General features: G+C 51.8%; 16 protein-coding genes. 8 read left to right on the forward strand and 8 right to left on the reverse strand.

Going from position 1 to position 24,227, the window contains the following annotated elements:
- Positions 1–74 precede the first annotated feature (74 nt).
- Complete coding sequence (locus MFFC18_RS03265; RefSeq protein ID WP_075085234.1) at positions 75–1,124, forward strand: tetratricopeptide repeat protein; 1,050 nt, start codon at positions 75–77, stop codon at positions 1,122–1,124.
- A gap of 79 nt (positions 1,125–1,203) precedes the next feature.
- On the opposite strand, the gene MFFC18_RS03270 is transcribed toward MFFC18_RS03265, so the two are convergent.
- Positions 1,204–1,908, reverse strand: a complete 705-nt coding sequence (locus MFFC18_RS03270) for a hypothetical protein (protein ID WP_075085233.1) — start codon at positions 1,906–1,908, stop codon at positions 1,204–1,206.
- A 101-nt stretch (positions 1,909–2,009) separates the two neighbouring features.
- On the reverse strand, positions 2,010–3,242 hold the full coding sequence (locus MFFC18_RS03275) for a thymidine phosphorylase (RefSeq protein WP_075085232.1): 1,233 nt from the start codon (positions 3,240–3,242) through the stop codon (positions 2,010–2,012).
- A gap of 126 nt (positions 3,243–3,368) precedes the next feature.
- Here MFFC18_RS03275 and MFFC18_RS03280 point away from each other — a divergent pair, with 126 nt between their 5' ends.
- Together MFFC18_RS03280 and MFFC18_RS25205 are read left to right on the forward strand one after the other, a co-directional pair.
- Positions 3,369–4,349: a phosphoglycerate dehydrogenase gene (locus tag MFFC18_RS03280; RefSeq protein WP_075085231.1), complete on the forward strand. Its 981-nt coding sequence runs from the start codon at positions 3,369–3,371 to the stop codon at positions 4,347–4,349.
- Positions 4,350–4,491: 142 nt separating this feature from the next.
- Positions 4,492–6,954: a vanadium-dependent haloperoxidase gene (locus tag MFFC18_RS25205; protein WP_075085230.1), complete on the forward strand. Its 2,463-nt coding sequence runs from the start codon at positions 4,492–4,494 to the stop codon at positions 6,952–6,954.
- Between the two features lie 8 nt (positions 6,955–6,962).
- Here the strand turns inward: MFFC18_RS25205 and MFFC18_RS03290 are convergent, their stop codons facing one another.
- The gene (locus tag MFFC18_RS03290) at positions 6,963–10,034 is read right to left on the reverse strand and encodes a PVC-type heme-binding CxxCH protein (protein WP_084417221.1); all 3,072 of its coding nucleotides are present in this window, start codon (positions 10,032–10,034) and stop codon (positions 6,963–6,965) included.
- Positions 10,035–10,469: 435 nt separating this feature from the next.
- Between MFFC18_RS03290 and MFFC18_RS03295 the strand changes: the two genes are divergently transcribed.
- The 3 genes from MFFC18_RS03295 to MFFC18_RS03305 all read left to right on the forward strand — a co-directional run bounded on the left by MFFC18_RS03295 (position 10,470) and on the right by MFFC18_RS03305 (position 15,418).
- Positions 10,470–11,114: a PEP-CTERM sorting domain-containing protein gene (locus tag MFFC18_RS03295; RefSeq protein ID WP_075085228.1), complete on the forward strand. Its 645-nt coding sequence runs from the start codon at positions 10,470–10,472 to the stop codon at positions 11,112–11,114.
- Positions 11,115–11,197: 83 nt separating this feature from the next.
- Positions 11,198–13,915: an alkaline phosphatase family protein gene (locus MFFC18_RS03300; protein WP_075085227.1), complete on the forward strand. Its 2,718-nt coding sequence runs from the start codon at positions 11,198–11,200 to the stop codon at positions 13,913–13,915.
- Positions 13,916–14,116: 201 nt separating this feature from the next.
- A complete protein-coding gene (locus MFFC18_RS03305; RefSeq protein WP_075085226.1) occupies positions 14,117–15,418 on the forward strand; it encodes a matrixin family metalloprotease in 1,302 nt (433 codons plus the stop codon).
- A gap of 141 nt (positions 15,419–15,559) precedes the next feature.
- On the opposite strand, the gene ppdK is transcribed toward MFFC18_RS03305, so the two are convergent.
- A complete protein-coding gene (ppdK, locus tag MFFC18_RS03310) occupies positions 15,560–18,301 on the reverse strand; it encodes a pyruvate, phosphate dikinase (RefSeq protein WP_075085225.1) in 2,742 nt (913 codons plus the stop codon).
- A 558-nt stretch (positions 18,302–18,859) separates the two neighbouring features.
- Between ppdK and MFFC18_RS03315 the strand changes: the two genes are divergently transcribed.
- Positions 18,860–19,687 carry a PEP-CTERM sorting domain-containing protein gene (locus MFFC18_RS03315; RefSeq protein ID WP_084417220.1) on the forward strand — a complete coding sequence of 276 codons (828 nt, stop codon included), beginning with the start codon at positions 18,860–18,862 and terminating at the stop codon, positions 19,685–19,687.
- A 36-nt stretch (positions 19,688–19,723) separates the two neighbouring features.
- Here MFFC18_RS03315 and MFFC18_RS03320 read toward each other — a convergent pair whose 3' ends face one another.
- The gene (locus tag MFFC18_RS03320; protein ID WP_075085222.1) at positions 19,724–20,278 is read right to left on the reverse strand and encodes a dual specificity protein phosphatase family protein; all 555 of its coding nucleotides are present in this window, start codon (positions 20,276–20,278) and stop codon (positions 19,724–19,726) included.
- 16 nt (positions 20,279–20,294) lie between these two features.
- The gene (locus MFFC18_RS03325) at positions 20,295–20,726 is read right to left on the reverse strand and encodes a Minf_1886 family protein (RefSeq protein ID WP_075085338.1); all 432 of its coding nucleotides are present in this window, start codon (positions 20,724–20,726) and stop codon (positions 20,295–20,297) included.
- A gap of 234 nt (positions 20,727–20,960) precedes the next feature.
- On the opposite strand from MFFC18_RS03325, the gene MFFC18_RS03330 reads away from it, so the two are divergent.
- Entirely contained in the window at positions 20,961–21,596 is a 636-nt protein-coding gene (locus tag MFFC18_RS03330) for an SRPBCC family protein (protein WP_075085221.1), read from the forward strand.
- Positions 21,597–21,610: 14 nt separating this feature from the next.
- Here the strand turns inward: MFFC18_RS03330 and MFFC18_RS03335 are convergent, their stop codons facing one another.
- On the reverse strand, positions 21,611–22,312 hold the full coding sequence (locus MFFC18_RS03335) for a helix-turn-helix domain-containing protein (RefSeq protein ID WP_075085220.1): 702 nt from the start codon (positions 22,310–22,312) through the stop codon (positions 21,611–21,613).
- 360 nt (positions 22,313–22,672) lie between these two features.
- On the reverse strand, positions 22,673–23,341 hold the full coding sequence (locus MFFC18_RS03340) for a helix-turn-helix domain-containing protein (protein WP_148618611.1): 669 nt from the start codon (positions 23,339–23,341) through the stop codon (positions 22,673–22,675).
- Positions 23,342–24,227: the final 886 nt, after the last annotated feature.

The raw sequence follows: 24,227 nt of genomic DNA on the forward strand, positions 1-24,227 counted from the left end.
AACTTTCGCGTGGAAATACGGTTTATCAAGTGCTATCATTGGATCGACGATTTGTCCAAATATAAGGTGAAACAATGAGCGTAAATCGCTGGAACTTTTTGACTGCAGCTTTGCTTGGGATGTTTCTCTGCCTGCCCTCGGTTGCCGCAGAAACCGATGTTGTGGATTCGTTCCGCGATCACGTTCAATCACTCGACGTGAAGGACTCGCAAAAGTCACTCGCGGAAGAATCGATCGATGCCTTTAGTGAAGACTCGCCTGGCGAAGCGATCACGGCCGGGCTGATCGCGATCTACCCGGAGTACGGGACTGCCATTGATTCGTCGGAAGTCGATGATTCTGAAAAGACAGTCAAGCTGCTTAAACCTCTGACCGAATCTGCTGACAAATTTTTGGCTGCAGATTCATCGTTCTTCCTGGCACGCACGCTGATGAACGAAGAGCAGTTTGAATCCGCGCTGCCGTTGCTTGAGTCGCTCAAGAAAAATTACGCCGACCACACAATGCACACGGGCACCAGCGATTACTATCTTGGCGTCGCCCATGCCGGTCTTCTGGAAAATCAAAAAGCGATCGATTCGTTCGTTGAGTTCCTCGATTCGAATCCGGATGCTCCTGAGCGGATGCGAGTCAGTGCCTGGCGTCAGGTTCAGGGATTGCAAACGATCGAAGAAGGAAAGCTGGACGATGTCCATCAGCGAATGGAATATTCCCGTCGGCGATTGGACCTTGAAAAGACAGATGATCCGACTCAGGTTGAGCAGGAAAAAGTCGTCACGATGCTGACCAAGCTGATCAAGGAAGCTGAAAAGAAAGAGTGCTCAGGCAGCTGCAAAAATTGCAACAAGCCAGGCGAGAACAAGCCTTCGGCTGGTAAGAAGCCACAGCAAGCCAGCAAGAAGCCGCAGCAGAAGAAAAGTGAGAGCGGTAAGAATGCTAAAGCTGCTGACGGCAAGGCCGTAGTCAAAACTTACGAGGACACACCGGCCAGTCCGTGGAGTCGACTTCGCGACCGCAGCCGAGATCCGGCAAACAACGCGATCAAGGAAAAGCTTCCTGCCAAGTACCGCGACATCGTGGAAAAGTACATGGAGAAAGCCAACGGCGAACCTTCAGGCCAATAGTTGGCTGGGGTTACCTGAAACAAAGCGACGCTCGATGGGCGTCGTTTTTTTATGCGCAATTGCGTCATCCACCTCGCCATCACGACTCTTCTGGCCCACCGAACGCACTGAGAAACTCATAAGCCTCCGCCATGAATTCGGAGATCTGCTCAGGTTTTAGTCTGCCCGGTTTTCGAAACGTCAGCAGTCCACCGTTTGCATCAACGTAGACTCCTCGATTGTTTGCAAACAGGTCCAACATGTGTTGGTCAAAGAATTGGCGGATCGCGACCTCGTTGTGGCCTTTGAGCACAAACGCATTCGAGAACTCCGGATGATTCTCAAAGTCGATGTCCTGAAACCCCATCGCCGAACCAATTCGATCCAGGAATCCTTCCGGACGGACCGTGAAGTGTGGCAAAGCCAACTCCGTCTGCATCGCGGCCATGGTGAAGCGGTGAGTTTGAGATTGTTTGCCGCTGCCTGTCGTGTATTGGTATTCAAAAATTGCCAGGCCCGTCGATTCAGTTTCCGCGGTCATGACGTTCTTCATTTTGCGAGATCGGCCCTTGTTGAACATCGGAAAAACGGAAAGCTTCTCCTGCAGGTCGGGGCTGCCTTCAGCGGTAAACTCAAGTCCCAGCTCTTGGGCGATCGCAGCCAGATTTTCGGTGCGTTTCTTTTCGTATTTGCGGACCAGCCAGACGATCAGACCAACGATTCCCAGCATGACAACAAGGGTCAGGGGGAGCACAACGAAGGCTTCGACTTTGTTGGCAAGCAAAGAAGCGTCCACTATCAGCATCGTAAATCTCCATGCGTTTCCAACGGATACGATCCGCAATTCTTAATCTAGGCACTGTTTGGCCACGTTGATGACATGAAAATCAATTTGTCAAACAGTGCCTAGATCCCGATCGAAGCGCCCACCAGATTCGTCGCGACAGCAGCCAGTTTTGCATCACAAAAAACATTGGCCACCACATCGCCTTTATTAATCTTGTCGCCGATGCGAACCAGAAACTCGATGCCGCAGGCGTGGTCGATCGGATCTCCAATCTTTTTGCGACCGCCGCCCATTTCGATCACGGCCAATCCAAGTCGATCCGTGTTGATACGTGAGATGGTTCCAGATTCCATCGACGTCACCGGGTGGCTGTCAGCACGCTCCCGCGGTTGATTCAAATCACCGCCATGAGCTTCGACCATTTCAGCCAGTTTCTTCAGCGCTGAACCGTCATCGATCGTCGTTTGCAATCGTTGCGACGCCGCCTCGACGTCCTGCTCAACATTCGCAGCAACCAGCAGACGGCTGCCCAGAAGCAGCGTCAACTCACGCACGTCGTCGGGGCCTTTCCCCTGCAGAACCTCAACGGATTCGTCGATCTCGACCGAGTTGCCGATCATCTTTCCAAGTGGCTGATTCATGTCCGAGATTTCGGCAATCGTCTTTGTGCCCAATTCATTGCCGACAACAGTCAGCATCTCCGCCAGTTGCTGGGCTTTGTCGATCGTTTTCATGAACGCACCGCTGCCCCATTTTACGTCCAGCACCAAAGCATCCACACCGGCAGCGATTTTCTTGCTAAGGATACTGCCAACAATCAGAGGAATCGATGGGACGGTTCCTGTAACATCGCGAAGCGCATAAAGCTTGCGATCAGCCGGAGCCAGTTTCTCGCTCGCACTCGCGATGCTGCAACCGCACCAGTTCACAATGCTGCGAAATTCGTCCGACGACAGATCCGTGCGATATCCCTGAATCGATTCCAGTTTGTCGAGTGTTCCGCCCGTCGAGCCCAGTCCGCGGCCAGAGATCATCGGGACTTCCACGTCACAACAGGCCAGCATAGGGGCCAGCACGATGGAGATTTTATCACCGACACCACCGGTCGAATGCTTGTCCACCGCTGGCTTGCTGGATTCCCATTTCATCGTGTCGCCGGAATTGATCATCGCGCGTGTGAGCGAAACGATTTCGTCCTTGGTCATCGACTGAAAAAAAACAGCCATCGCGAAGGCTGACATCTGATAGTCCGGCACAGAGCCATCTGCGTATCCGGCGAGCAGTTGCCCAATCGAATCCGCGTCCAGTTCTTTGCCTTCGCGTTTGGCTTCGATTATTTGTGCGACATTCATGGAGAGGTGGCTTGTCAGGGAAAGGGGCTGAAATTGACAGGAGTTCCGATTGTAGGCTCGTCAATTCAGGACGTTAACTTAAACTTGATACCTTGATATGTTACCAGACTTTTTTGCGACGATTCCATGACCAAAATCCTACTGACCACGACCTCCTATCAGGACACTCCCGGACCGCACCACGAATTGTTGGACAGCATTGGAGCCGAAATTCATCGCGAAAGAGGACCGCTTTCGGAAGACAAGATGCTGGAACTGGCTGGTGAGTTTGACGCATTTTTGTGTGGCGACGACATGATCACGCAAGCCGTTATCGACAAGAGTTTGCCACGATTGAAAATCATTTCGAAGTACGGAATTGGCGTCGACAAGATCGATGTGAAGTACGCGACCGAAAAAGGAATTCCGCTGCTGTTTTGCCCTGGCGTCAATCACACGACCGTTGCCGAGCATACTTTCGCGTTGATGCTAAGCCTGAGTCGCAAGTTCGTCGAAGAAGTAAACTTTGTTCGGGAGGGAAACTGGAAACGGCTGACCGGCAACGAGCTGATGGGAAAAAAGATTGGTGTCATTGGTTTGGGCCGAATTGGCAAAGAGGTTTCGACTCGCGCCAAAGCATTCAGCATGCCGGTGATGGGCTACGATCTTTACTGGCCGGAAGAATTCGCCAATGAGCACGAAATCGAGAAAGCAGGATCGCTTGAAGACATCTTTACGACTTGCGATATCGTTTCACTGCACACGAACCTGACGCCTGAAACCGAGAACATGATCAACGCGGCTTCGATGGCGACGATGAAAAAAGGAGTCATGATTCTCAACTGTGCACGTGGAGAACTGGTGAGCACATCGGACATGGTGGCCGCGCTGGAATCCGGACAAGTCGGTGGTTATGGGACGGACGTTCTCGATCAGGAACCGCCTCCGGCTGACCACCCGTTGCTGACGGCTCCGAATTGTGTGATCACGCCACACATTGGATCGCGGACCTACGAGTCCGTTGAACGCCAGGCAATGATGGCGACTCAAAATCTCCTGAATTGCCTTAAAGGGGAAAAACCGCTGGCTCAGGTAAACGACGCTCCAATCCCGGAAGCTTTGATTTAGCGTTAATTTGGCGAGAATCTGAGGGTTGGTGAAGAGCCTGGGTGATTGCTTCTTTGTTTTCGCTAACCTTGGCGAGTTGAACTTTTCCTGTCGATCTGAAAAACTGGAGAGGTCTTTTTCAACGCAGAACATCAGGTCCAAAATGTCACGTCAACGACAATCAAGAAATCGTTTGGATTTCGCAACGCTTGAACCGAAACAACTGCTGGCTGGAAACGTCTTCGCCAATCTGAGTGGCGAAGACCTCGTTGTGATCTGCGACAGCAACGACAACTCCGTCGCGATCAACCTCAACGCGTCGGACTTGTCACAGTTGGTCCAGGGACAGGATGGGACGCAGGTTCGATTTTCGGATTCGTTGCAGACAGGATTTTCGTCGACGGAACTCTCCGGTTTGTTTGTGTATGCCAATGACGGGAACGACACCGTCACGGTCGATGCACGAAGCAACACGGTGCGTGGCGGGATGGTTGCTTCGCTGGGTGCGGGCAACGACTCGCTTTATGTCAAAGGCGGCGTGTTCGGCGATCAAGCCACGGTGTACGCCGGCGAAGGCGATGACGCGGTCTATTTTGAAGACACATTACTGCAGCAGAACTTTGCCGTCATTGCTGGCGGTGGAACGGATGTGCTGGGCTTGAACGGCGTGAGTGCGCGAAGCGAAACGCGTTTCTTTGGGCAAACAGGAGAAGACACCGTTCTGGTTAACGGTACGACTTTTGGGGGGAACGCCTATATCGAGATGGGAGACGGCGATGACCGTTTCGAAACCGTCGGATCAGACTACATGGGACGTATTTCCGTTCGCGGTCGAATCGATGTGGACACGGCGATGTTCAACGATTCCAACAGCTACGCTTTTAACCCCAACCTGCAAACGATCGAAGCCCAGTCAATGACTCCGAACGAGAACGGCGCCATTGAGTCGTCGCTCGGACAATTGAAAATGAAATTCATTGACGTCGGACCAGAGTTGCGAAACTATACCGCCAGTTCGATGCAGGAAGGGATGTCTGATCTGGCTACCGCATTTGAAACTTCGCTGATCCAGTTGGACGTGAACAGCGTGACTCAATACGTCACGGCCGAAGATCCGACGCCCAGCGTTTCCGTGATGTGGGATCAAGTCGTCCAGGAGGCTGTGATCGTGACCGCACCGGGACCGACGATCGCTTCAAGGGCTTATGCGATGATGCACACTGCGATGTACGATGCGTGGTCAGCCTATGATGCGGATGCTGTATCCACCGGCTTGAACGATCAGCTCCAGCGTCCCGAATCAGAGAACACTGAATCGAACAAGAAGGCTGCGATGAGTTTTGCGGCGTATCGAGTCCTGGAGGATCTGTTCGCTGACCAGTCGCAATCGTTCGAAAACTTGATGCGCCAGCTTGGGCTTAATCCGGCAAATCAAAGCGACGACGTGACGACACCTGCAGGGATCGGCAATCGTATGGCAGAGGTTCTGCTGGAAAGTCGACATGAAGATGGTTCAAACCAGTTGGGCGACGATCCGTCCGGCGACGCTGGCGTAGCGTATTCGGATATCTCGGGGTATGAGTCAGTCAATGTTGCCGGCAACCTGACCGAAATTGATTCGTGGAGCCCCGAACTGGTGCCGATCGATGCAATTCCTGGAACGGAGATTCGCACGCAGCAATTTTTGACGCCGCACTGGGGCGGTGTGACCACGTTTGCTCCTGGAACGTCAGAGGACTTTCTTCCCGAGGCACCGGAGCCCTTTTTGCTGGTCGATGCAACCGTTGATCTGGATGCCAAAACGATCACCCTGGAAAACAACACGGTGCTGGATATCGATCGCAGCTTGATTGGCGACATCATCAATCCTGCTTTCGTTGCCCAAGCCGAAGAGGTGATTGCTTACAGCGCGAATTTGACCGATGAACACAAGTTGATCGCCGAGTTCTGGGAAGACGGTGGAGGGACTTCTTTCCCGCCGGGCACGTTCATGACGTTTGGCCAGTTTGTGTCAGCTCGCGACAACAATTCGACAGACCTGGACGCCCAAATGTTTTTCACCCTCAGTAACGCGATTTTCGATGCTGGCGTAGCGACTTGGGAAGCGAAGACTCACTATGACTATACCCGTCCGGTGCGAGCGATTCGCGAGCTTGGTGAGCTGGGGCTGATCGGAAACTTTGATGCTGAACTTGATGGTTTTGCAATCGAAGCGTGGAGTCCGGAAGGAGGCACGCAAACCATTTTGGCGACGGACTTCTTGACATATCAAACTCCGGGTTCGGATCCTTCTCCTCCGTTCGCCGAGTACACTTCTGGGCATAGTGCGTTCAGTGCAGCCGGCGCGGCCGTGTTGCAGATGTTTACTGGCAGCGATGAGTTTGGTGCTTCGGTTTCATTTGACGCCAGCTCGTCCCGATTTGAGCCGGGCGTCACGCCATTGTCAGAGTTGACCCTGACGTGGGATACTTTTTCCGCCGCCGCGGATGAGGCCGGGCTTTCACGGCTATATGGAGGAATTCACTTCACCGATGGCGACCTCAACGGTCGCACACTGGGAGCTTCGGTTGCAGAGCGTGTTATTGAGCAAGCCGGGTACTTTATCGACGGCACGATCGTCACTTAAGACCGCGACTATTTTGGTTTTCGCAGTGACATCAGATAGTCCACCAAATCGATGAGCTCCTGTTCGCTGAACTCCCTGATCAGGTCCGCCGGCATCAACGAAAGCTTGAGTCGTTTTTGTTGCTCGATTTCGTCCGCGTCGATCTCGTGAACGATCCCGTTGATATCTTTCACGGTCGTCGTCGCGTCGGTTTTCGTCAGCAACAGTCCTGAAACGATCTCGCCGTCGTCTTTCGCAATCAACCAGTTCTCGTAGTTGTGGCTGATTCCGGCCGACGGAAACAGAATCGATTCAAACATTGCTTCCCGAGAAAGCTTGCTTCCTATTTCGCTCAGGTCCGGTCCGATTTCGACTCCTTTGCCGTTAACAACATGGCACTTGGCACAGGTTCCGACGCCAGCGAAAATCGCTTCGCCTTTCCTGTTGTCGCCGGAACGCTTCAGCAGATCTGCGATCGCAGGCAGTGGCTTCGCGTCTTTGAATGGCGGCAACGGGAAGTGCTTGGCCGCCGCGTCTCGAATGTAGCCCCAAGGCGCGCTGTGAAGTGTGGCAGCGATGACAGGTTCCAGCTCCGGATCGTTTTTGCCGTTCTGAACTCGCCACAAAAGATCGCCGGCGCCTGAACTGGTTTTGCCAAGAGCCCGAACTGCGGCGACGCGACGCTCCATTGGTTTGTCCTTGCCGTCCGAGAATCCGGCCAGCACGTGTCCACCCTCCCTGACGCCACAGCGAACCAACGCGTTGACATAACGGGCAAACTGCTCGTCACCTGATGTCACCAACGCGCGTTGCACCATTCCCAGCTTTTTTCGCCGCATCAAAATCGCCATGGCATCCGCTCCGACTTTTTTATCCGAGTTTTCTAGTGCGATGCTCAAGAGTTTTTTGTCGCGATCGTCGTCGCCGAAGTTCAGAGCCAGTTCGACAAACTCGGCGTCGTCGCAGTTCGACATGATTTCATCGATGCGAGCAGACTGTTCTGGTGACAACGATTCAAGCTGGATTCGATTCGTGGACTCGCGAAAGATTACTTTCGGTTTTTGCCCAGGGGTACGCTCAGCGAAAGCAAGTTTGCCAAGCCTCGATTCAGCGTCGCGCTGTGATGATTCGGAACACAGCGACTTGATAAAATCGAAGGCTCGAAAGTATCGTAAAACCTGGCTATCCGTCACATCCGGCTGGTTGATGATCTCGATCAACAGTTGCGGAGTCTGCCTCCCGCGAGACCGCCACACGATGTCTCGGAACGCAGCGGTAGAGATCTTTCCGTTTTCTTTCGCGACCACCAGCAAGTCCAGACAAGCGTCCCAATGGCCTTCTGCGGCAATCCCAAGGGCTTCGAGGTACCAACGATCATCACCATTGTGCTGCATTGCGAGCTGAATCCATTGCTCTGCCAGATTCGCGGGCTGCATGTCTCTTAGACCCACAGCGATCTCCCGGCGAACCTGAAGGCTCGGGTCAGCGTGATCAATTTTTTTCTCGACTGCATCCACGTTCAGCTTGCTACTGTATCGACGGCAGAACCGCAGCGTTGCAATTCGAATGTTCGGGTCCGAATCGGCAAGGCCCGTGTCGACGATCGATTCAAGTTTCTCTTGCGCGTCGGTCACCTCGCCCAGCAACCACATGGCTCGTGCCCGAAACCGTGGGTTAGAGTCGTTCCTCCAGGTTTTCCAGAGAGCGTCGATTACGTCTGCAGGCTTGTTCTTCTGGATGAAAGACCAGGCAAGAAAACGCCGTGATTGATTCGGGCTCTTGAGCCATTCAATCGCTGACTCATTGGTTAGCCGATCTGCAAACGACCAGGCTGTGCCAGTGCCCTTTGCGAATACACGAAACAGACGGCCGCGCTGGACGTCTCGCATTCGATGTCCGCCAACCCCGGGATCGTACCAGTCGGCAACGATCAAGGTTCCGTGGGGAGCAATGCAAACATCTGACGGTCGAAACCACTGATTTTTTTTCGCCCCGTCGACCATGTTGACGGTAGACGCCTGATACCCTGCCCCGTCATTTTCAACCGGATAGCTGCGAACGATGTTTGGGCCTGCATCGCAGTGGATAATCTGATTTCGGAAGACTTCAGGCAAAGCGTCGCCTTCGTACAGGCAGATTCCTGTCGGCGATCCGGCACCTGTTTGAAGCAAGTTGGGGATCACTCCAGGGTCGTTTAGATGCCAGTGTTTGAGCGGTACTTCGCTGTGCATGCCCGTGCGATTGGACCGCCATCCGCTGCCATCAGTTTCATCGCGATAGCCATAGTTTCCGTACGGCATCACGTAGTTGATGCGCGTCGACCGGTTTCCGTCGTCATCGTTGTCGGACTGCCAAAGCGTACCGAATGAGTCCACACAGACTTCCCAGTTATTACGGAAATTCCAAGCCAGTGTTTCGAATTCACTTCCATCAAGATTGCAACGAAAAACCATACCCTGTTGGTATGGCCGAATCGAATCCTTGACGACATTGCCTGCTCGGTCGACGATCGGTTCGCCTTGCGCATCGCAGATCTGTTTGCCTTCGTTACCAAAGTTAAAATACAGTTTGCCGTCTGGCCCAAAAACAAACGCATGAATGCCGTGGTCATGCTGTGTACCGCCGATGCCCGTGAAGAGAATTTCTTTGCGGTCAGCTTTCAGGTCGCCATCGTCATCGATCAGATAGAACACTGAATCGTTCGCCGACACGATGACTCGATTTCCAAGCACGCAGATTCCATGAGCCGAATCCACATCGCGGCCTTGATAGAAGACGCGCGTTTCATCGGCCTTTCCATCGCCGTCGGAGTCTTCGACGATGATGATACGATCGCCTTCGGTTCGTTCAGGGATGTCTCCGTTGGCGATTTTTTGCCGATAGTTGATGACCTCGCAAACCCAGACTCGGCCGGAGTGATCGACGTCGATATTCGTAGGGTTCGCGAGTAGCGGTTCCGCCGCAAAAAGCGTAACGTCGAGTTCCGGGTGAACGTCGAATTGTGACGTGGAAAGTTCGGGGCGGTGCTGACCGTCTTGAGCGAATCCGTTGGTGCCATGCGTGAGCACGACCACCGCCAGAAAGAATAAGTAGAGTCTCACAGTAGGCTCACATCATGGGGAGTTCTTGAGTCAATGGATTCAGTGCGATTGAATCTTCACGATTGAATAGGACAAACCCGTCTCTTGAAACAACTCTGGCTATGAAAATGCCTGAAATTCATGAAAAGAGTTTTGCGTCTAGCCGGTTAATGAATTCCGGCATTGATCCTGACGGATTGTGGCAGAATCCTGCTTACGCCGGACCTTAGGGTGCTCTTTTGGCGGCTGCGTGCTACTGTCGTGCGTCTTCGGCCGAACGTCAGAAGTGGCGCAATCTGAACACCCGGTAGATATGTGAAGTTTTAAGGAAAATTTCGTTACCAAATCGTTGAAAGGACATTCTGTTCTGCCCACAATGTAGGGTCGAACGAGGGTAATCGATACACCACAGCCACACTTCCGTATCCCCCAAAAAAACCTATTGAGGCCAACAACATGAATAAACAGAACGATTCGTCCAGTGTGAACAAAAAAAGATGGGCAGCATATAGCGCAGCGGGTTTAGCTGCGTTGGTATCTGGTGCTGATTCGGCTGAAGCTGAGATCACACACATCGAAGTTGGGACTACATGGACGACTGACAGTGATTTCTACTACGCGTTGGATGGAAGTGCTGCGTTGAATTTTTACCACCCTGGTGATCGCGCACTAGTTGGGGTATGGAACGGTGGGTACTACGGAAGCCTCGTTGGTGTGTCGAGTGGAGGCTTCAACTACGCGTCGAATCTTGCGTCAGGGGTGAATGTTTCAACGCAGGGTTTTCTTGGCTCTGTCTTTGCTGACTTTGCCGATGGCGGTGGGTATACGAACAGCCAGTTTGTCAATACATCCGGATTTTTCGCGTTTCGTTTCGACGGGGGTGCAGGCCAGCAATTTGGTTGGGGACGCCTCACTGCTGCGGGAGACTCGCCGGTAAACACTTTCACGATCGAAGAGTATGCGTTTGCAGATGTTGGAGAAGCAATCGAAGTAGGTCAGACTGTGTCAGCGGTTCCTGAACCTGGTTCATTGGGATTGCTCGCACTTGGAGCAGTTGGCGTTCTTGCCAGTCGCCGCAAGAAGCTTGCCTTGGCAAGTTAGTTTGCTTCACGCATTCAAGATTTTAAAGTCGCTCGCAAGTCGCGAGGGACTTTTTTTTTGTCATGATATTTGGATAGAGTTGTATGGCCGAAGCTAAGAAGAAAGTCCTTTTGATCGGTTGGGACGGAGCGGATTGGGAACATATCAACCCACTCATGGATGAAGGCCTCTTACCAACTCTGGAAGGGTTGGTAAATGAAGGCACGATGGCAAACTTGGCAACTTTGCAGCCTGTGCTTTCGCCGATGCTATGGAACTCGGTTGCGACATGCAAATTTGCTGACAAGCACGGCATTCACGGATTTGTCGAACCAGATGAAAATGGCGGTGCTCGGCCCTATTCCAGTGTTTCACGGAAGACCAAGGCTCTTTGGAATATTTTTTCTCAGAATGGAATTCGATCCAACGTAATCAATTGGTGGGCAAGCCATCCCGCTGAAAAGATTGATGGATGTGTAGTCAGCAACCTTTTCGGTGGTGTTCGCATTGATCCCGAATCTGGTTGGCAAATTACTCCTGGTACGGTTCATCCCGAGGAAAAGGAGTCTTTTTATGCACAGATGAAATTCTTTCCAAATGAGATCGGGCAAGAACATATCCTGCCATTCATTCCTCTTGCTGCGGAAATTGACCAGAAGAAGGACAAGCGTCTAAGTTCATTTGCCAAAACTTTCGCCGAGATGATGACAACTCATTCAGTGGCGACTGGAGTAATGGAGTTGGAGCCGTGGGACTTCATGGCCATCTATTACACAGGTATCGACCATTTCTCTCATGGGTTCATGGAATACCATCCGCCGAAACTGCCACGCATTTCGGAAAAGGACTTTGAAATCTACAAGGATGTCGTGAAAGGCGCCTATCAGTTTCACGACATGATGCTGGCCAGGATTCTGGAACTGGCTGACGAAAATACAACCATTGTGCTTTGCTCGGATCATGGGTTTCAATCTGGCGCCTACCGGCCGCGTGGTACACCTCGTGAACCAGCAGGTCCAGCAGTTTGGCACCGACAATACGGAATCCTCGTAATGAAGGGGCCCGGCATTAAGAAGGACGAGAGGATTTATGGAGCCAGCCTTATCGATGTTGGACCGACATTGCTGCAGTTGTATGGACTTCCCGTCGGCGACGATATGGACGGGCGAGTACTGATTGAAGCTTTCGAGGATCCGGAAGAAACGACAACGATACCTTCGTGGGACGATGTGCCGGGCAATCATGGCATGCCCGACAAAGAAGAGGTCGTTTCGAATGCCAAATCCGAAGAACTGCTTAAGCAGTTTGTGGCGTTAGGCTACGTTGAGGATTTTGGTGGTGACAAAGAAAAGCAATCCTTGGCTGCCGATACTGAGGGGAAATACAATCTCTCGCGCTGTTTGATGTGGCAGAATCGTAACGATGAAGCGAAGACGATTTTGGAAGAGCTTCTTGTTCTGGCGCCCTGGGAAAATCGTTTCATAATCCAGCTCGCTGACTGTTATTTTCGTTGCGGCTATTTGAAGCAAGCTGAAGCGCTAATTGACAAAGCGTTTGATCTTGAAAAGACAGTCGTTTTTCAGGCAATCGTGATCTATGCAAAGTTACAGTTTGAGCTGGGCGATGTAGAGAAAGGTATGAAATACCTGACTCTTGCGTCACGTAGATCTCCTCGATTTCCGAAGCTGCACGCCCAGATCGGCGATGCTTTTTCGTCGCTTCGAAATTGGAAGCAGGCAGAGAAGTCTTACCGGAAAGCGATCGAGCTTCATCCGGACCTCGCACAAGCCTATCAAGGTTTGGCAAAAGCGAGTCTGCGAATGAACCGAATTGATGATGCGATTGATTCAGCGCTGTCTGCCGTCGGTCTGGTCCACCGTTTGCCGAAGGCCCACCTGACTCTGGGGATCGCATTGGCGCGGAAAAAGGATTTTGAGAAAGCGACTCTGGCGTTTAAAAACGCTGCAAAATTCGCTCCTAAAATGGTGCATCCACATCGCTGGTTGGTTCGTATCTACGAGATGCACGGAGAGCAAGCACTGGCGGACCAGCATCGCAAACAGGTTGCACTGCTGAGTAGTTTCCAGGTGGGCGAACGTAAAACGGAAGACGAACGCCGGGGGACGAAGTTTCAGCTGCCAGAAATTGAGGACGAAGCCACACGTGAGGAAAGATTGCTCAAGGAGCGACCGTCACCAAATGATCCAGTCGAGGAATCCGGGAAAACGTTTGTACTTGTTTCCGGCCTACCACGTTCCGGAACGTCGTTGATGATGCAGATGCTCGTGGCCGGGGGGATGGAACCCATCTCTGATGGTGAGCGGGAAGCGGATACTGACAATCCCAAAGGCTACTTCGAATGGGAGGCGATCAAACAAATCGGAGAGAAACCGGAGTTGCTCGATGACGACGCGCACGCTGGAAAAGTGCTTAAAACAATTTCCATGCTGTTGGACAAAATGCCAAGAAAGCATCGCTATAAAGTTATCTTTATGATGCGACCGCTTTCCGAGATCGCGGCGTCGCAGACGAAGATGATTCAAAGGTTGGGGACGACTGGGGCGGAGGTCGAAGAAAAACGACTGGTTAGAGAGCTAGCGAGGCATCGAGCCGAGTCAGTAAGCTGGTTGGACAAGGCTCAGAACGTTGAGCACATTCTTGTCGATTATCCTGCCCTCATTTCGGATCCGGAATCGAGTCTGGAGAAGATCGTTGAGCTTTTGGGCGATGAGTACCTGTCGACTCCGGATCAAATGATCTCAGCGATCGACAAGTCTTTGTACCGAAACCGAACTGAAGCCAAGGGCGGGAACAAAAACTGATTGGCTGATTTTGCAGGCGACGATTTCCGCATGGTTGCTATCGCCAAATTTGCCACCTGCGGTACATCGCCCTGAATCACTCTCAGTGAGTTTCGGTTGTGATTTGAATATGAAAATCCGCGACCGATCCGAAAAAAAATCTGTCCGGTTTAGGCGGCAGCGAAGTCCTATGGAGTAAACAAACTCCAGGGATTCATTGCCATGAGAAAAATATTCTTTCTATGTGCCCTTCTGATCGTCAGCTGGGCACAATTCGATTCCGCAGTCGCACAGGGATTTTTTAACCCTCTCGAGGAGCTGGATTTCTGGAGCGAAGAAGAGCTTCCGTTGCCGGTTTACTATTGGGACAACGGCTATACCGGAATCGATTCAGTCACCGGGCTAGCGCTCGACAGTAGCAGTGCTCTTCAAGCATCAATCAACACGTGGAACGAGGCCAGCGTTAACAGCCTTGGGTTCTCCTTCATGGGAACATCCACGACATACCAAGAAAATGCGGTCAACGTAAGCTTTGGAAGCAATGCAATCTTTGATCAATTTGGCGCGATTGGCGTCGCGCTCATTGACTACAACGTGGATTTTCAAAATCCACATCTGCCTCGGTGCGAATGGAAGGCAACTGGGGCGGATGTTGTGATCAACGAGAATTTCTCGTACACAAATCATGAACAGGCCTCTCCGTTGGGCCCATATGATTTGCAGGGTCTGTTTACGCATGAGCTGGGGCACGTGCTTGGATTGCCGCACGTTGATAATCAGCCCGCCGTAATGAACAGTACATATAGCGGTTTGAGGGAATTGCAGCAGATCGACATCGAGATGTTGGCAAACGAAAAAGTCTTCACGCCTTCCATCTGTGGTCTCCCGCTTTCATCAGCCGGGCGGCTGGAGTGGTCTTTATCGGCCGACTCAGGTTCGGGTTTCTCAAATATCGAAGATGCACTCGTGCTGAGTACTCTTTCGGGTGACATTCCACAGACTACGATTCCCGGAGTCTTTGAGCCAGAGGCGAAAGCCATTGTTTCTTTGAATTTTGATGAAGATGAAAGCCGCGACGACCTGGTGATTTCACTGGAGGACGGCTATCTGGCGGATGGAAGTTTGGGAATCGAATTTGGCGTGACGATCGAAGACCTTGCCTGGGAAGATCAGCTTGAGAGACAGTTGCTGGGGGTGGATGAGAACGGCCAGGTTCAACTGGAGATTGAATTCTTGCGTTTGGAATCGATCGGGCCGACAGAATTTGGTGACGTCGTCGATTCAACAACAATGATGGCGACAGTAGCGTTCGATGGAAGTCGGCTTCAAATTGAACCGATGAGTTACGAATTCGACGAAGCTCTGTTTTTTGATTTCGCAACTTTCAGCAGCAACGGATTGAAGGGTATTGAGATTCGCGGGATTTCGTTTGGACTTCAGGCAGTTCCTGAGCCCAACGCCGGAAGCTTGCTATTGCTTGTCTGGATCGCTGCTTTCAATCGAAGGCGAAGAATTGCTTGTTAAATAAAGCGATCGGCAATGCAAAAAACGGCGACATCGAACAATCGATGTCGCCGTTTGAGATTTCAAATGGTTGTGGCTGATGCCGCCGCAACCGCGTTTATCATGACCACAGGCTGGAAGCCTATGCCACCGTTCTACGCCTTAGCCTTCCAGTGCAGCTTGAGCAGCAGCCAGGCGTGCGATTGGAACTCGGTAAGGAGAACATGAAACGTAATCCAGGCCGGTGCGAACGCAGAACTTGACCGAGTTCGGCTCACCGCCGTGCTCGCCGCAGATTCCGCACTTCAATTTCGGACGAGTACTGCGACCCTTCTGAACAGCCATCTCGACCAACTGGCCAACACCCGATTCGTCGATCTGTTGGAACGGGTCAGTTTCAAGGATCTTCTCTTCCAGGTAGTCAGGCAGGAACGATCCGATGTCGTCACGGCTGTATCCGAACGTCATCTGAGTCAGGTCGTTGGTTCCGAAGCTGAAGAACTCAGCGGTTTCAGCGACCTGGTCGGCCGTCAGAGCAGCTCGAGGAATCTCGATCATCGTTCCAACCATGTACTTGACCTTCGACTTCTTCGTTTTGATGATCTCATCGGCAACGCGACGAACGATCTTTTCAAGGTAGTCCAACTCAGCCTTCGTACCGATCAGCGGAATCATGATTTCAGGAAGAACCTTGGTGCCCTTTTCCTGAACTTTGACTGCGGCTTCGATGATTGCCCGAGTTTGCATTTCGCAAAGGACTGGATACGTGATGCTCAAACGGCAACCACGATGACCAAGCATTGGGTTGAACTCATGAAGTTCAGCAACACGCTCCTGAACTTTCGACAATGGAACGCTCAATTCCTTGGCCATCTTCTTCATGTCTGCTTCGGTGTGAGGCAGGAACTCGTGAAGAGGAGGATCCAACAGGCGAACCGTTACCGGAAGTCCGTCCATCGCTTTAAAGATTCCGACGAAGTCTTTGCGTTGGTGAGGCAAAAGCTTCTTGATCGCAGCGTTACGCTCTTTGTCGGTGTCCGCAAGAATGAAGCGGCGAACATCGGTGATGCGATCGCCTTCGAAGAACATGTGCTCGGTACGGCAAAGGCCAATTCCTTCGGCACCGAACGCACGGGCGTTCTTTGAGTCAGCCGGAGAATCTGCGTTTGTTCGAACGTTGATCTTGCGGAATTTGTCGGACCACTCAGAGACCACTTCGTACATCTTGTAGATCCAGTGCTTCTTGGCGGCTTTGTTGCCTTCCACCAAAGCAGCAACGATCGGCGATGACTCAGAAGGAATTTCGCCAACGTAGACTTTACCTGTCGAGCCGTTGAGCGAAATGGTTTCACCTTCTTTGTAGGTCTTGCCGCCGACTGAGATCGTGCCTTTTTTCTCATTGATCTTCAGGTCGCCTGCGCCACAGATGCAACACTTACCCCAGCCGCGAGCAACAACGGCAGCGTGAGAAGTCATGCCACCGGTGCTGGTTAGGATACCTTCGGCGGCACCCATTCCGCCGACGTCTTCCGGAGAAGTTTCGTGGCGAACGAGAATCAGTTTTTGATTCGGGTTCTTCTTTTTCATTTGCTCGGCTTTGTCCGAGTTCAGAACGATCGCACCAACAGCGGCTCCAGGGCCTGCCGGCAAACCAGAACAAATCGGAGTCTGCTTGGCTTCGGCTTTTGCATCGAAGATTGGGAAAAGCAATTGCTCAAGGTCACTGCCCTGAACGGTCATCAAAGCTTCTTTTGCGTTGAGAAGCTTTGGCAATTTCTCGCCAGTCATCTGGTCAACGCCTGTCGCCATTTCAACCGCCCAGCGAACTCCGGCCAGACCGACGCGTTTCGCGTTACGAGTCTGAAGCATGTAGAGCTTGCCCTGCTGAATCGTGAATTCAACGTCCTGAGGGTATTTGTAATGCTTCTCAAGCTTGGCCATGATCTTGAGCAGCTGCTTACCTGCTTTGACCAAGCCCTGATCTTCTTCGTTGACGATTTCGTCCAGGTTGATTGGGGTACGAATACCAGCAACAACGTCTTCACCCTGAGCGTTGACAAGGTATTCACCCATTGGCTTGGCTTCGCCAGTCGAGCCATCGCGTGTGAAGGCAACGCCAGTCGCACAGTCGTCGCCCATGTTGCCGAAGACCATTGTCTGAACGTTTACAGCCGTTCCGATCAGGCCCGTGATCTTGTTGAGGATGCGATACTTGACCGCACGTTCCGTTTGCCATGAATCGAAAACAGCGTTGATCGAAAGCTCAAGCTGTTTCATTGGGTCCTGTGGGAACGGTTTGCCAACGTGCTTTTTGTAAATTGCTTTGTAGTCATCCACAAGCTCAGCCAGCTGCTCAGCAGTCAGATCAGTATCTTGCTTTGCCTTGTACTTCTTCTTGATCTTCGTAAGGGCTTCTTCGAAGTGATGGTGGTTCAGCGTTGAGTAAGGTCCCATGACCACATCGCCGAACATGTCGATGAATCGACGGTAGCAATCGTAAGCCGCTCGAGGGTTACCGGTTGCTTCGGCGAAACCTTTAACGGACTTGTCTGTCATTCCAAGGTTCAGGACCGTGTCCATCATTCCCGGCATCGACTGGGCTGCACCGGAACGAACTGAAAGAAGGAGCGGGTTCTTGGCGTCGCCAAGTTTTTTGCCTTCGAGCTTTTCGAGCTTTGCAAGTTCAACTTTGACTTGCTGCATCATCTCTTTTGGGTAGCTGCCTTTGTCCTCATAGACAGCACAGGCTTCTGTTGAAACGGTGAAGCCTGGAGGCACTGGCACGTCAGCGTTGCACATTTCGGCGAGGTTAGCGCCTTTGCCACCGAGGATTTCTCGCATCGTGCGATCGCCGTCGGTCATCTTCTTGCCGCCGCCGTAAAAATATACGTACTTCTTTGCCATCGTGGTTTGCCTTTGTAAGCTAGTCAAAATTTGGTTCTAAGGTTAGTACACAGAACCCCCGCAGACGGTATCAAGGGATACCAAAAATTGAGTCTGGTGAACCGTCTCTAAAAGAAGGTGGTCTTGGCGTCTATCGAAGCGGAAGCTCAAAAACGCGAATGTCGGTTCGCCAGTTGAAAGTCAGCCGTAGCTGGCCTTTTTGCGGCAGTTCTTGGCTCGATAGGGTAGCAGTCAAGCTCAAGCCCGTAAAGCCGCAAGGACTGCTTGAATTGCGTATTTTGCCGTAGAAAACATGACTTTTCCAATGAATCGCTGATCTCCAAAGCCCTCGGCTGGTGGAGCTGCATTTCCCGCTAAGCATTCGCCCCCGCATATTCTCGAAAATCTTTGCAGTTAACAGAATTGTCACAATTGCACCCCGGACTGGCAGAACTAGCATGGTTAAACAGGCGGGGGGGCGCCTTGAGGAATTGGGATGGATGTCCGTTTGGTTAAGCAGAATGAAGCTGACCACCAACCGTGATTTCCTTTTTTGACTTGGACATTTAGAGAGCAAAAATGAGTATGAAGATTCGAGAAGGCGTAGCGCTGAACGCAAAAAAACTGTCGGCGTTCGGTTTGGCGTTCACCCTGATATTGACTGGCTTCAGCCAGGAAGGTCGCTGCGATGTTATGGGGAGTACGTATTCTATTGGGGCGACAGTCTTCACCGATGATATTGACGGTGACGGCTTTTTGGACGCCGGGTTCTTCGCGGATGATGGCGCAGCCGAGGTCACGTTCGATGGAACTTCAAAAGCGATCGGAAACTTTGTTTTCGGCAACGCAGGAGATCAGCTTTTTGTCGAAGAGTCTTTGGATGTGACCGGGGATACTTTCACCGTTACGGTCTTTGCGGTTGGGCGTGACTCGAGCGGCAACCTCACAACATGGGTTGCTGATGGAACAACAACCGATCACGATGGCGATCTGCTTACTGCGGAGGTCCCCTTTACTACCAGTTTCTTTGGCTTGGCCGCGAGCAACGGTGGGACGGACGCTCTCGAAGTCAACACTGGCGGCTTGGACTACACGTTCGTGTCCTCTGAAGCTCTGCTTGTCGGTTTCGATGAGGCTGATTTGCCAGCGGGTGGGACCGTTCTTTCTTTCGGGGATGGACCTACATCGGCGTCAGGCCCATCAGGACTATTTGCTGCGAACGTTGGATTCAACGGTAGTCCAGATCTCGCGGGACCTGCAGACGGCCTTGCAGGGTTTGGCAACCTGTCCATCGCAGGCTACGGTTTTTCGTGGACCTACACGTTGACTGCTGTTCCGGAGCCATCGTCTGCGATTGGAATCTTGCTGCTTGGTCTGACTGCCTTGGGTAGTCGACGAAGAAGCTAGATCATTCACTGGCTAAAAACGACAAAGAGGTTGCGGCTAATCAGTCGCAGCCTTTTTTTGTGCCTTTTCAAACTCAATCACCACTGGCCTCGAACAGAGATGCTGATTGATATGAGGCCTGGCTTTGCTCAGGATCTCTTGGCCTTCTTCTTTCGAGATTCCGCGGCTTTTCACTAGCCAGCAAATGGCGACGGTTGCACTCCTTGCACGCCCTGCCTTGCAGTGAATGTAGACTCGATGGCCTCGAGCAACATGCGACTCGATAAACGCCACAGCTGCCGTGACGTCTTCCAATGACGGATGAGTAAAGTCAACGGTCGGCATCCGAAACTGATCGATACCAAACTTTTCGTACTCAGCGACAGGTCCACAAGCTTCTTCGCAGGTGTTGACCACCGCTCGCACACCCAGATCGTACATCGCCTCAACGTCTCGGGCGAAAGGGAATGCACCAAGCACGATGTCATCGTCGACAACGTCCCACCAGTTGCGAACTTTCAGCCAACGGCCAAGCAGCATGTTCCAAAGCAGTGTCGGATAGTAGATAGCCCGAGCGTAGATCCAGCTAAGGCTGTTTTGTGAATTGGCCATGGTGTAGCAAGCGATCCTAGACGCGGCGTTTCACCAGGGAGCTGCAGATTTCAAACTGTTCGTCGAACGCAGGCTCAAACTCGTAGACATCGTTGAAATGTGAGCGGCGATCCTGATCGGACTTCTTCATCAAACCGATCTCAATCATGTTGTAGACGATGTCGCCGAAACAGGACGTCGACACGATGCCCCAGTTCTTGAGCACGATACGAGCCATCAAGCCAAACTGATTCAGGGCGAATTCGCGTATCGCTTCGCAAAGCTGTTGACCGGTCAGATGGTGTTCCTCAGCGGATTCGTACACCTCAGTCTCGTGACGGTACTGATTGCTCAATTCCATCGAATCAGCAGCATAAGAAAGCGCGTCTCGAACAAAAAAATAGGCCTCAATCGGGTATCGCCTGTCTCTTGCCACCAGTTGGTGCAATGCGAAAGTTTCGTCGGCCATGCTGAGTCCCAGTTGTAGGTGTCGGAAGCGATTCAATTGTATCAGTCGGGTTCCGGAATCCAATCGCCAGTTGCCACGCCAGCACATTATTCTCGAAAACCAGGCTCAAGCAACAAGCCAACTTTGTTCGGACACATGGTCAGCCTGTCGTGTGGGCAAACGATGAACCCTATAATGACAACTACGGAGCGAAGCATCCTGTCGCTCGTCTCAAGTTCATAGAGTGCTGGCTGAATGAAATATTGGATTAGACTCCTGGCTCTGGTCGCTTGCGTAATCCTCGTTTTCGCAATTATCGGTTCGCTGCTGCCTCATGGCTATTCGTTTTCAGCGTCCCGGGAAATCAACGCGACGCCGGCGGAGGTCTACGCGCAAATCGATAGTTTGCCAGATTGGAAATCGTGGTCGCAGTGGGATCCCGATTCTATCGAGGACTTGACGGTAGAATATAGTGCCGACGGGAAAAGCCAAACTTGGACCGATGTTCGCGGCGACGGCAAGTTGTGGTTTGCGGACCAAAAGCCGAACGAGCAAGTTGACTATCGGATGCGATTTGCGAACTTCCCTGAAATGGAAGCTTCGATTTCTCTGGAGCCCAAAGACGACGGAACTTTGGTTACATGGAAAAGTGACGGGACGCTTCCTTCTGGTCCCTTCTACGGCTACTTCAGACACGTTTTCGTGAACGGCATGACGCGCGAGTATGAGCAGAGCCTTGGGAAGCTAAAAGAAGTTGTTGAAAGCGTCAGTCGCAAATCAGATCAGGGTGAATCTAACGCAGCTGAAACAGATTCTGCCGACAAAGATTTGGAGCAGGCAACTTCAGATACTGCAAACTCGAACGCCGTGCCGCCGAATCAGACTCAGTAACATCTTGCTGATTTTCAAGAGCTACTTTGGAACCGACGACGGTCTTCGTGATTCGTTCGATTTGAATCGACGGTCGAAGACAGGCTCGCGTCATATCGATTCTCGAAATAGCAAACCTTGTCGTTTCTGATTTCAATGCGTTGCGTGATATCGAGCGGACTGTCTAAAGGCGATCCGATGGGATGAATCCAGGATTGACCCCAAACCACAACAACGTTTTCATTTTTTGGACAATGGAAATAGTCATACCACTGCGTGTGGTCGACATTCGCCGGGACCTCCATGCAGGAGAAGAAACGATCGATGGCTTCGCGAAAACCGTCGACACCCTCGTACCTGCCAACGAATGGAAACTGCTTCGGGTCTCCAATGGCCTCGAGGACAAAGTCATCCGCGATCATGTGTTGCATGCGGGTGAACATGTTCCGTTGCAGTACGTAGGTCGCGTGCGTAATTGATTTCGCAATAGCGATCGGATCAAACACCAGTTGCTCAGGGCGAACAATTTCCTGCGGAGTGCTGAGAGCTTGTGCAAGATCAACCAGAGTTGCCAGGACGATACTGCCGTTGGCTTCTGCTTTGGAAATTAATCGCTCGCTGTATCCCGAAGCGATTTTCAATTCACGTTGCGACCATCCCATCCGTTTTCGCAGATACTTGATGTAGGCCCCGTTGCAAGTGAAAGACTGCTTTAACTCTTGTCGCGTCCAACTCATGATGCGTCTCCGTGGTGGTTGACCAGCAGAAAAGTTAGTCCGGCTTTACGCGTGTGTGGTCGGGCGTGAAAGCGTTTTCCAACTGGCCGTTTTATCCATCTAATCGTTCTTATCCGGTTGCAGTTTACTACGTTTGTGCATCGGTCGCATCGGCCAGTAAGGCGCGATGTTGAACAGAAGCCGGCCATTTGACGTTGAAGATTGATGCCAACATTAACGGTTCATTCGATAAGCTGCATCTGTCGATAAATGTTGCTTGTTTCTGCCCTCTTGAACAATCAACGAATCCAGGCAGTCAAAGTCCGCATTTCGCTGACCGTTCGGCCCCGCAATTTGCGTTGTCGTTGTATTGCGCTTTTGCTACAGGTTGATGCCACACGTGCTGTCCTCCAGTGGGTCGTAGACCTTTTTCCCTTGAACTTCGGCAGCAGTGGCGACACTTTGCTCGCCTTTCTCAACGTCGTAATGGTCTTCGAACGAAACCAGAATCCCTCGCCGAAAGCGGAATCGCTTTCGATACTGAACTTTTTCGGCGGGTGCTTTACTGCCGACAAGCCTCAGGCAGGTCGCGCCCCAAAGCACGACCTCGGTGCCTTTGGGGAAATACTCGTACGCAGTTGTATGGTCGAAGTCATTCGGTATCTCGAAGATCTGATAAAACTTTTTAAGTGCTCGTCGATACGCTCGAGGGCCACGGTGAAGGCCGGCGAAGGGGATTTTTCTGGGGTTGCCAACAATTCGAAACTCAGCCCCCGGGTCAATCATGTCGCCAATAGAATCCAACAAGTTTTGCCGGTGAACGTGCAATGCATTCACAAATCGTTCTGCAAGTTGTCGCGGGTCACTGATCAGGTCTTCCGGATAGACTTCGTGTTCTGGCATCGACAAAGCCGTCGAGAATTTGTCGATCGAAGTTGTCGATATGGCTGCGCCTGTTTCTGCTTTGCAGACGACGCGAACGCTCACGTCCGCTGCTTCGCACAGCTGTTGCTGCGACCATCCTTTGCGCTTGCGAAAAAATTTGAGCATCTGATGGTTGCAGGCGTAAGACCTGTCCAAACTTTTTCGCGTCCACGCCATCGGGTTTCCTTTCTGCACTTTGAACTATTCAGTAAATGGAGTCAGTGGTTCTGAAAAGTCGGCCAGCTACAGCAACGAAAGCTCGACGATCTTCAGGAGAGCCAACTAAGTTTAGGGCGGTGCTGCAACCGATTGCAACGGATGGTCGCACATGTTTTAGGCCACGACCCTGATCGGTGACCCTGTCGTGGAACTCCATGGAATGTCGGGTGTTAGAATACACGGGAAACGTAGAACCGCCATGGAAAGATGGCCCAACCTTCTGTCTTTTTGCTGATTGTGCGTGCGGGTGTCGTGCGTGTGTTTTGCGGGTTGGCAAACGTAGTTCAGATTTCGAATGTTCACGCATTTTGAGATCGCATAAGTGGCCCAAATGGCTGCCTGTCTGTCCCGTCATGACAAAGTGGCCGTTTCGAACAACTGGTTGCAACGAAAAACGCGTTCTGTTCGGCGATTTCAATGTCGCATTGCTGTGGCGACGTTGTCGCGACGTTTCTGGGTGAGCTTTTTCATTTTGCGATTCGATTGAATTTTCGCTCGAGCGTACCTCTGTTAGCTCGCGGGAGTGCATGGGAAAGTGCGTTCTGCGTGCGTGAATTTTGCGATCGCTATTTCTTGCAAAGTGCATTTTCGTTCATACGATGCACCAGTTAATCCATAGCGTTGCAATTCACGCAGTCGGTTCATTTCGTGCAACCGCAGTGTTTGTTTTTGTCAACAACGATGGAAAGTTCGAACATCTCGTTTTCACATCTGATGCATGCCGCGAGTTGTTGGTTTGAGCTCAGGCAACTGAACAATCCAGGCAACAAACGCATTCCACTTCCGGAGTTCC

This window comes from Mariniblastus fucicola (assembly GCF_008087665.1).
GTDB classification, from domain to species: Bacteria; Planctomycetota; Planctomycetia; order Pirellulales; family Pirellulaceae; genus Mariniblastus; species Mariniblastus fucicola.

What these genes read in the sequence shown, in the direction of transcription:
- MFFC18_RS03265 (WP_075085234.1), top strand. Translation starts at nt 75, where the DNA reads ATGAGCGTAAATCGCTGGAACTTTTTGACTGCAGCTTTGCTTGGGATG.
- MFFC18_RS03270 (WP_075085233.1), bottom strand. Translation starts at nt 1,908, where the DNA reads ATGCTGATAGTGGACGCTTCTTTGCTTGCCAACAAAGTCGAAGCCTTC.
- MFFC18_RS03275 (WP_075085232.1), bottom strand. Translation starts at nt 3,242, where the DNA reads ATGAATGTCGCACAAATAATCGAAGCCAAACGCGAAGGCAAAGAACTG.
- MFFC18_RS03280 (WP_075085231.1), top strand. Translation starts at nt 3,369, where the DNA reads ATGACCAAAATCCTACTGACCACGACCTCCTATCAGGACACTCCCGGA.
- MFFC18_RS25205 (WP_075085230.1), top strand. Translation starts at nt 4,492, where the DNA reads ATGTCACGTCAACGACAATCAAGAAATCGTTTGGATTTCGCAACGCTT.
- MFFC18_RS03295 (WP_075085228.1), top strand. Translation starts at nt 10,470, where the DNA reads ATGAATAAACAGAACGATTCGTCCAGTGTGAACAAAAAAAGATGGGCA.
- MFFC18_RS03300 (WP_075085227.1), top strand. Translation starts at nt 11,198, where the DNA reads ATGGCCGAAGCTAAGAAGAAAGTCCTTTTGATCGGTTGGGACGGAGCG.
- MFFC18_RS03305 (WP_075085226.1), top strand. Translation starts at nt 14,117, where the DNA reads ATGAGAAAAATATTCTTTCTATGTGCCCTTCTGATCGTCAGCTGGGCA.
- ppdK (WP_075085225.1), bottom strand. Translation starts at nt 18,301, where the DNA reads ATGGCAAAGAAGTACGTATATTTTTACGGCGGCGGCAAGAAGATGACC.
- MFFC18_RS03315 (WP_084417220.1), top strand. Translation starts at nt 18,860, where the DNA reads ATGAGTATGAAGATTCGAGAAGGCGTAGCGCTGAACGCAAAAAAACTG.
- MFFC18_RS03320 (WP_075085222.1), bottom strand. Translation starts at nt 20,278, where the DNA reads ATGGCCAATTCACAAAACAGCCTTAGCTGGATCTACGCTCGGGCTATC.
- MFFC18_RS03325 (WP_075085338.1), bottom strand. Translation starts at nt 20,726, where the DNA reads ATGGCCGACGAAACTTTCGCATTGCACCAACTGGTGGCAAGAGACAGG.
- MFFC18_RS03330 (WP_075085221.1), top strand. Translation starts at nt 20,961, where the DNA reads ATGAAATATTGGATTAGACTCCTGGCTCTGGTCGCTTGCGTAATCCTC.
- MFFC18_RS03335 (WP_075085220.1), bottom strand. Translation starts at nt 22,312, where the DNA reads ATGAGTTGGACGCGACAAGAGTTAAAGCAGTCTTTCACTTGCAACGGG.
- MFFC18_RS03340 (WP_148618611.1), bottom strand. Translation starts at nt 23,341, where the DNA reads ATGCTCAAATTTTTTCGCAAGCGCAAAGGATGGTCGCAGCAACAGCTG.